Source organism: Streptomyces minutiscleroticus (genome assembly GCF_014650875.1).
Taxonomy (GTDB): Bacteria; Actinomycetota; Actinomycetes; order Streptomycetales; family Streptomycetaceae; genus Streptomyces; species Streptomyces minutiscleroticus.
On the sequence record NZ_BMVU01000283.1, the window covers coordinates 1 to 536 of the forward strand.

A 536-nucleotide genomic window follows, 5' to 3' on the forward strand; every position below is an offset into this window, starting at 1 on the left:
TCTTTTTGATTTTGCGAATAAAGCGCATAAATATAACAGCCTAAAATGGAAACGCTCACTAAAACCACATATTCCTTAACCGTGCTAAACCCTTGCGCTCTGGGCATGTTAAAATAAATTTTTTGCACCAATGAAAGCAAGCCGTTGATGAAATTGGCAACAGCCATGCTGTAAAAAAGGACTTTTTGATTCAATTTGATTCTTAAACAACTGGCAAAAAGCAAGCATAACGCCCCGCAAGCATAAGTTAAGGACATGTTTAGAGCGAATAAATTGTAGCGGAAAGTTTGGCTATCATGCATGTTAAACATGTTAGGGAAGATGCTTAAAAACACGCCCAAAAAAGCCAAAGTAAGCCATTTGAAAGGCATTGTTTTTAGATGATTAATTCTAAAAATCTCTTTCAAAGACGCTTGGAAATGACACCTAAGAAACAAAAAAACCATTAAAACAATCAACAGAACTTGAGTTAAAGGCTTTTTAAACGAAGTGAGAAAAAAAAGGGCAAAAATTAAAGTGAAGACAGAATCCGCACT

Annotated in this window: 1 protein-coding gene; it reads right to left on the minus strand. The window is 35.3% G+C overall.

Annotation, left to right across the window (positions count from 1 at the left end):
* Positions 1 to 302, minus strand: a 302-nt coding sequence (locus IE271_RS44750) for a hypothetical protein (protein ID WP_229920019.1), incomplete at its 3' end; no start/stop codon positions are given.
* Positions 303 to 536: the final 234 nt, after the last annotated feature.